6 protein-coding genes and 1 pseudogene are annotated in these 6,515 nt (G+C 66.9%); 3 read left to right on the plus strand and 4 right to left on the minus strand.

The window, feature by feature from the left end:
- The 3 genes and pseudogenes from EOA27_RS16695 to EOA27_RS16705 form a co-directional block, all read right to left on the minus strand.
- A pseudogene (locus EOA27_RS16695) lies at positions 1-181 on the minus strand (hypothetical protein); the annotation flags it as partial.
- 10 nt (positions 182-191) lie between these two features.
- The gene (locus EOA27_RS16700; protein ID WP_126080202.1) at positions 192-1,175 is read right to left on the minus strand and encodes an SPFH domain-containing protein; all 984 of its coding nucleotides are present in this window, start codon (positions 1,173-1,175) and stop codon (positions 192-194) included.
- 13 nt (positions 1,176-1,188) lie between these two features.
- The gene (locus tag EOA27_RS16705) at positions 1,189-1,920 is read right to left on the minus strand and encodes an NUDIX domain-containing protein (RefSeq protein ID WP_126080201.1); all 732 of its coding nucleotides are present in this window, start codon (positions 1,918-1,920) and stop codon (positions 1,189-1,191) included.
- A 235-nt stretch (positions 1,921-2,155) separates the two neighbouring features.
- Between EOA27_RS16705 and EOA27_RS16710 the strand changes: the two genes are divergently transcribed.
- Positions 2,156-3,334, plus strand: coding sequence for an MFS transporter (locus EOA27_RS16710; RefSeq protein ID WP_126080200.1), 1,179 nt, complete (start codon positions 2,156-2,158; stop codon positions 3,332-3,334).
- 69 nt (positions 3,335-3,403) lie between these two features.
- Here EOA27_RS16710 and EOA27_RS16715 read toward each other — a convergent pair whose 3' ends face one another.
- Positions 3,404-4,462, minus strand: a complete 1,059-nt coding sequence (locus tag EOA27_RS16715; protein ID WP_126080199.1) for a LacI family DNA-binding transcriptional regulator — start codon at positions 4,460-4,462, stop codon at positions 3,404-3,406.
- Between the two features lie 157 nt (positions 4,463-4,619).
- On the opposite strand from EOA27_RS16715, the gene EOA27_RS16720 reads away from it, so the two are divergent.
- Together EOA27_RS16720 and EOA27_RS16725 are read left to right on the plus strand one after the other, a co-directional pair.
- The gene (locus tag EOA27_RS16720; protein ID WP_126063375.1) at positions 4,620-5,555 is read left to right on the plus strand and encodes a sugar ABC transporter substrate-binding protein; all 936 of its coding nucleotides are present in this window, start codon (positions 4,620-4,622) and stop codon (positions 5,553-5,555) included.
- 19 nt (positions 5,556-5,574) lie between these two features.
- A partial coding sequence (locus EOA27_RS16725; RefSeq protein ID WP_145970379.1) for a sugar ABC transporter ATP-binding protein occupies positions 5,575-6,515 on the plus strand: 941 nt, incomplete at its 3' end.

The raw sequence follows: 6,515 nt of genomic DNA on the forward strand, positions 1-6,515 counted from the left end.
AGGCGCGCGCCGTGCCGAGCACCGCGTGGAAGCGATCGTGCCGGGCCTCGACGTCTTCCAGCCGCTGGCCGCGCGTCTCGAGGAAGAAGCGCGCCTGGCCGCGCGTCGCGTGATGCGCGATCAACAGCTCGTAGTCGGTCTCGCGCGTCACGAAGACCGCGCGGGGACGGTTCGCGGCCATGGCTCGCTCCTCACCGGCCTTCGATCACCGCCGGGGCCTTGCGGAATTCGCCGAGCACGGTGGCGAGCAGGTCGGGCGTGACGTTGACATGCTCGATCTTGTCCAGCTTGCCGGCGAGCTGCTGGGCGGCAAGGCCGAGCAGGATCGCGGGCGGCAGGTCGCGGTAGATGGCGATATGCTGCCATTCGGCTTCCGCCTTGGCGCCCTCGATGGCGCGGATCCGCTCGGCCTCGGCGCCAGCTTCGATCTGCTGCGCCTCGGCCGCGCCGGTGGCGCGGTTGCGGGCGTTCTCGGCCTCTTCGGCGATGAGCAGCTTCTCGCGCCGCGCCAGCTCGGTCTTGTTCGCCAGCTCGTTCTCGGCGATGGCGCGCTCCTTCTCCACGGCAAGCGCCCGGCGCTGGAAGGTCGCCTCGTCGGCCTTCTGCTGCAGCGCCTCGAAGGTCGGCGTCTGCAGCGCCCGCTCGAGCTCGCTTGTCGGTGTCAAATTGGTGAGCCTGACCGCGACGGCGGCGACACCGATGTCGGTCAGCGCGGGATCGGCGGCGACCAGCGCCTGCAGCCGCTCGCGCAAGGGCGCCGGGCCGCCGTCGAGCAGCGCGCGCACCGGCGCCTGGCCGAGATATTGCTGCACCGCCTGGTTGGCGATGCCGGCGATGCGGGCCTGGATCTTCTCGATCGGTTCGCCGCGCAGCTTGCCGGTCCTGAGATCGATGCTGAAATCGACGCGTTCGGCGAGCCGCGCCGGATCGACCACATGCCAGCCGATCGTGCCCTGCACGGCGACGGTCTGGAAATCCTGGCTGCGGCCCTTGACGAAGAGCGTCATCTCGCGGTCGTCCATCGGCAGCTCGGCGATGCTGGCGGTCTCGGGCACGAACCAGAAGACCAGGCCGCGGCCGCTCTGCATTTCTCGGCCGTTGCGGTAGCGGATGACGTGGCTGCTTGCCTCGCTGCGAAGCTGGGCAATGAAGCCGAAACTGCGAATGGTGGCCATGATGGTCTCTCCCTCAATCAGCCATGAGACGTTGGAAACGATAGAGCTCGGCCGGGCGGAAAGCAGCGCCCGATTCATAGGCGCCGGTTGCCGCCAGCCAGCCCTTGTCGAGTTGGCGCCGGCGGAAGGCCGGCTTGTTGAGCGACGTGCCCAGGATCGCCTCATGCACGTCCTGCAGCTGCCGCAACGTGAAGAATTCGGGCAGCAGCGCGAAGGCGACATCGGAATAGTCGAGCTTGCCGCGCAGCCTGAGCATCGCCATCGCCAGGATATCGGCATGATCGAAAGCGAGCGTCAGTTTTTCGCCTTCCGGCGCGAGCACATCGACCGGCCCACCAGCCTCGCCGGCCCAGGGCACCTGGATCGTAGCTGGCAGCAGCGTCGGCTTCGCGCCGAGCGCCGCATCGAAGGCCTGCTCGGTGAGCAGCGCCAGATAGGCGACGCTGATGATGCGCATGCGCGGATCGCGCTCCACCGCGCCGAATGTGTAGAGCTGCTCGAGATGCGCCTCGCCCATGCCGGCCTTTTCGCGCAGCACGCGCGCGACGGCCGCGTCGAGGGATTCGTCGATGCCGACAAAGCCGCCCGGCAGCGCCCAGCGCCCCGCATGCGGAAGCTGGTCGCGCTTGACCAGCAGCACGGCCGGCCGGCCGGCGCGGATACCGAGCAGCACAAGGTCGACCGCCACCGACGGCCGCTGGAAGGCGCTTGGGTCGTAGTCCTTGAGGAAATCGGTCTCGTTCATCGAGCGCTCCACTAATATGCAAGACACATATATCTGTTATGAATATATGTCAACGATGAGTTGTGAGGTCGATGACGGAGCGCCGTCTTGGCACTGGTGATGAGGCTTTCATGCAGGGCGACAGATGGCTTCCCGAGCGGGCCGAATAGTGCATTATCCGTGATATCGATCGCGCCAGACATTCATTGCTTTCTACCGTAGTCGAGCCGCCAAGTGTCTCAGCAGGAGCAGTGCCGTGCCCAGCCGCTGGACCATCCTTGCCGTTCTGTTCGTCGCCCGCGCCGCGATAGCGGTGCAATTCCAGAGCATCGCGGCCATTGCGCCGGAACTGGGCAAGGCGCTCGACGCAAACCTCGCCGACATCGGCGTGCTCATCGGTCTGTACTTCGCCCCGGGCGTTGCGCTGGCGCTTCCCGGCGGCGCGATCGGCAGGCGCTTCGGCGACAAGGCAAGCGTGCTCGCCGGCCTGGCGATGATGCTGGCCGGCGAGATGCTGCTTTTCACCTCAACCTCATGGAGCGTGCAGATCGCGGCACGGTTGATCTCCGGGGTCGGAGGCGTGCTGCTGAACGTGCTGATGACCAAGATGGTCGTCGACTGGTTCACGGGCCGGCGGATCGCCACGGCGATGGCGATCTTCATCAACTCTTGGCCGCTGGGCATCGCCCTCACGCTCGCCGGGCTGCCGCTGATACGGGCGGAATTCGGCATAGCGGGGACGCAGATTGCCGTGATGGCGCTCATCGTCGCGGCGCTTGCGCTGGTGGGATTCCTGTACCAGCCACCCGGACCCGCCGCCGCTCCGGCTTCAGCGGAAGGCTCGCGGCTCGCGAAGCCTGCTGTCTGGGCCGTGCTGCTGGCGGGTTTGATCTGGGCCTTCTACAATGTCGGCTTCGCCATGATCTTCAGTTTCGCGCCGTCGATGCTGGTCGAGCGCGGCTGGTCGACCGCCGCCGCCGGTTCGGCCGTCAGCATCGTGCTGTGGCTCGCGGCTCTTTCGGTTCCGCTCGGAGGCTACCTCGCGGACCAGAGCAGGAGCCGCAACGCCATGCTGGCGACAAGCTGTCTCGCTTTCGCGGCCTTGGTCCTCTTGCTATGGCGCTGTTCAGCGGTGCTGCCCACCATGGTTGTGCTCGGCCTGGTCTGCGGGCTGCCGGCCGGAGCGATCATGAGCCTGCCGGCGCGGGTGCTGGCGCCGGCGACACGGGCGCTGGGAATGGGGCTCTTCTACACGGTCTACTACGCCACGATGCTGATCGCGCCTTGGTTCGGCGGCAAGCTTTCGCTTTGGACGGGCAGCGCCGGCGCGGCGCTCGGCCTCGGCTCGGCGGCTCTTCTAGCCTGCCCGGTCCTTTTGTGGGAGTTCGAACGCCGGCTGCCCGTGCAGGCCCGAACGGCCCCGCAGGCGGGCTGAGGCCCTTGCGGACTTTCCGCTGTCGAGACGAGGGATGGGCGCCGCCCGAAAACGCAAGCCTCGATCGGATCAAGGCGCGGGGGTCATTGGGTCGGAGCTGGGCGGCGACGCCACGGTTTGCGCCACGACCGGCGCGCAGCTGTCGCCGACCACCAGTGAAGGCTGGAAGACGACGTTGCGCGGTTCGGCAGGACCGCCACGCCTGATCTGATCGACGAGAAGCCGGACCGCCTCGTTGGTCATGTCGACAAGCGGATGCTCGGTGCGCGTCAAGCGCGGACGCAAGCCTCCGATGCCAGGGATGGTATCGGTGGAAGCGATGGAGATGTCGCCCGGACAGCGCAGCCCGAGATCCGCCACTGCCCGCATCACGCCGAGCGCCATCAGACCGCTCGCGACATAGAGCGCCGTTGGCCGCGCCGGCTGTTCCAACAGGCTGCGCGCCACCGAATAGGCGGCATCCTCGCGGAACTCACCCGAGCGTATATAGCGCGATTCAAGCGTCAGGCCTCGCGACCGCATGGCCGCCAGCATCCCGTCGAGGCGGCCACGCCCGGTGGTGACATGCAGCGGGCCGGTGACCGTGCCGAGGCGGGTATGGCCGAGATCGAGCAGATATTCCGTCGCCTGCCTGCCGGCCGATATGTTGTCGATCGTCACCGTGTCCGACCTGTCATCGGCGACGGTACGGCCGAACAGCACGGTTGGGATCGGTTTGCCGTCGGGATCGTTCTGCAGATGCTCCGTCGAGTCGCCGACCGGGACCAGGATCACCCCGTCGCAGGAGAGTGTTCGCACGCGGGCGAGGATGCGACGCTCGACCTCCGGCTTCTCGTCGCTGTTGAAGATCAGCAGCGAGTAGCCCCAGGCGGCGACCGCCGCTTCCGCCGCCCATACGACACGCGAGAAGAAGGGGTTGGCGAGATCGGCCACGACCAGGGCGATCAACTGGCTGCGCCCGCGCTTCAGGTTCCGCGCAGCGAGCGAGGGCGCATAGCTGAGGTCACGGACGGCGGCCAGGACGCGGGCCCGCAATTCCGGGCTCACATAGGCGGAATCGTTAATCACCGCCGACACCGTTGCCGTCGATACCTCTGCCTTGCGAGCGACGTCCTTGATGGTGGCCATAGCGAACCCAGCTAATCGATTAGTTGAGTTTTGGTCGCCAAAATGGCCTTTGTCTAGGCTAAATCCCCGAAAATTTGCCTTGATTGCCGTTGTTATCCGCATAATCTAGCGAAACGGTTCGGCGAGGTAGGCGCCGCAACGTCAAAAGGAGGAGATCATGAAGTGGATAGTCATTGGGGCTGCGTTGGCGGCCGCGGCCGCAGCGTTTCCCGCTCGGGCGGACACGCCGCTGGTCGGCATCGTCTCGATCTCGGCGACGGAAGCGAACAACGCCCGCTATATCGTCGGCGCCAAGGCCGCCGCCAAGGAGATCGGCTGGGACGTTTCGGTCATCGATGCGGCGGGTAGCGCCGACCAGGCCAATGCCGCGATCCAGAATTTCGCGCAGCGCGGCTCGGCGGCCATCGTCGACATGGTGTTTCCCTATTCCTCGATCGGGGCCGGGCTGCAGGCAGCCAAGTCGGCCAATATCCCGGTCGTGACCTGGGGCGGCGGGCTGGGAAGCTCGGTCGCCGCCACCAATGGCTCGGGCGGGCCGATGGTGGTGCCGGTCAATGAGCTGATGCTGAAGACGATGGGCGGCAAGGGCTCCATCCTGGCGCTGACCTATCACACAGGTGAGGTCTGCCGAAACCGCGAGGTCGAGCTCGACAAGGCGCTTGCGGCCAATCCCGACATCAAGGTCACCAAGAACGAGGTGCGCATCCCCGGCTATTTCGAGGATGGCGCGCAATATGCCAACGCCTGGCTGGCCTCGCATCCGGCAGGCCAGGAGAATCTCGCCATCTGGGGCTGCTGGGACGATCCGGCGATCGGCGCCATCGGCTCGCTCAGGGCGCAGGGCCGCGACGACGTCAAGGTCTACGGCGTCAACGGCAACGCGCAGGCGCTGGAGAACATCAAGAACGGCTTCATGACCGCGACCGCCTGGCAGGACAGCTATACAGAAGGCTACAATATGATCAAACTGCTGCCGGAGATCCGCAAGGCCGGCGCGGACTGGACGCCGAAGGCGGTGGAGGTGCCCGCGGTGCTCGTCACCAAGGACACTATCGACGACTTCATCGCCAAGCATCCGGACGCCATGAAATAGGAACCTCAACGCTTCACCCATGAACCCAGTCCCGACAGCGATGGCGGCGCCGCCGGCGGTGCCGTTCGTGGCGGCGAATGCGATCAGCAAATCCTACGGAGGAGCGCAGGCGCTGCGCGGCGCGTCGCTCTCCGTGCTGCCCGGCGAAGTGCATGGGCTGGTCGGCGCCAACGGCGCCGGCAAGTCGACATTGATCCGCATCCTGGCCGGCGTGACCCAGCCGGACACGGGCGAGATCGCCATCGAGGGCAGGCCGGTGGCGATCGTGTCGCCGCACGCGGCGAGCGGGCTCGGCATGAGCTTCATACATCAGGAGCTCGCCTTCGTGCCTGACATGACGGTGCTAGAGAACATCATGCTCGGCCTGCCCAAGAAAACGACGCGGCTCGGCCTGGTCGACTGGAGCGCGATCCAGCGGGACGTCGCGCCGATCATCGAGCGCGTCGGCATAACCGCGCCGCTCGATGCCGCGGCCAAGAGCCTGTCGACGGCCGAGAACTGGCTGATCAGCATCGCCCGGGCGCTGGTGTGGAAGGCGCGCCTCATCGTCATGGACGAGCCGACCGCTTCGCTCTCGGCAGGCGAGTGCCGCAAGCTCTTCTCCATCATCCGGGGGCTTTCGGCGGCGGGCGTGGCGGTGCTCTACGTCTCGCACCGGCTGGACGAAATCCTCGATCTGTGCAGCCGCGTCACCGTTTTCCGCGATGGCCGGTCTGTTGCGGTCCTCGACGGCTCCGGACTGACCCGGCGCCGGCTGGTCCAGGAGATCGTCGGCGGGGCGGTCGAACAGCTGCCCAAGTCGCGCGAGGCGACGGGCGGCGAGATCGTGCTGTCGGTGCGGGGCCTGCGCCGCCTGCCGCGCGTGGAGGAAGCAAGCTTCGACCTCCGCCGCGGCGAGGTGCTCGGGCTCGCCGGCCTTGTCGGCGCCGGGCGCAGCGAGCTCGCGCGACTGCTCTACGG

The sequence above is a fragment of the Mesorhizobium sp. M2A.F.Ca.ET.037.01.1.1 genome, assembly GCF_003998075.1.
Classification (GTDB): domain Bacteria; phylum Pseudomonadota; class Alphaproteobacteria; order Rhizobiales; family Rhizobiaceae; genus Mesorhizobium.

Bases quoted from the DNA above. Each gene is read 5' to 3' on its own strand.
- EOA27_RS16700 (WP_126080202.1), bottom strand. From the start codon at position 1,175: ATGGCCACCATTCGCAGTTTCGGCTTCATTGCCCAGCTTCGCAGCGAG.
- EOA27_RS16705 (WP_126080201.1), bottom strand. From the start codon at position 1,920: ATGAACGAGACCGATTTCCTCAAGGACTACGACCCAAGCGCCTTCCAG.
- EOA27_RS16715 (WP_126080199.1), bottom strand. From the start codon at position 4,462: ATGGCCACCATCAAGGACGTCGCTCGCAAGGCAGAGGTATCGACGGCA.
- EOA27_RS16720 (WP_126063375.1), top strand. From the start codon at position 4,620: ATGAAGTGGATAGTCATTGGGGCTGCGTTGGCGGCCGCGGCCGCAGCG.